Origin of the sequence: Actinomycetospora sp. NBRC 106375, from assembly GCF_030269665.1 — a bacterium.
Taxonomy (GTDB): Bacteria; Actinomycetota; Actinomycetes; order Mycobacteriales; family Pseudonocardiaceae; genus Actinomycetospora.
This window is the reverse complement of sequence record NZ_BSTS01000088.1, coordinates 1-368: the sequence shown is the minus strand read 5'-3', so window position 1 is coordinate 368 and position 368 is coordinate 1. Positions and strand designations below refer to the sequence as shown.

1 protein-coding gene is annotated in these 368 nt (G+C 75.5%); it reads right to left on the bottom strand.

What is annotated here, in order from left to right:
* Nucleotides 1-355 (bottom strand): DUF222 domain-containing protein (locus QSK03_RS32985; RefSeq protein ID WP_285660073.1); only part of this gene is annotated, 355 nt, incomplete at its 3' end.
* Nucleotides 356-368 lie beyond the last annotated feature (13 nt).

Below are 368 nucleotides of genomic sequence, written 5' to 3'. Positions count from 1 at the left end.
CCAAACGGCGCATGGTGCGCCGGATGATCCCCACCTGGGCGGGGGTGATGTCCCCGGCCGCGGCGCCGGCGGCGGTGGCGGGATAGCGCGGGGGCAGCGGCTGGCCGAGCAGCGAGGTCCGCGCGGTCAGGTCGTGGGTCTCGGCGACCAGCCGGGTCGCCTCGGCGCGGGTGACCCGCAGCAGCTCGGCGACCAGCCCGCCCAGCGACCGGTGACCGGTGGCGGCCACCACCCCGAGCTCTTCGAGCTCGGCGATCTGCTCCAGCCGCGCGAACCAGTCCCGGCGCCGCGAGCGTTCGGCGACCTGCAGGGCTGCGAGCGCGGCACGTTCCCGCTCCCCCAGGTCGTCGCTCATGTGTTCGAGTGTA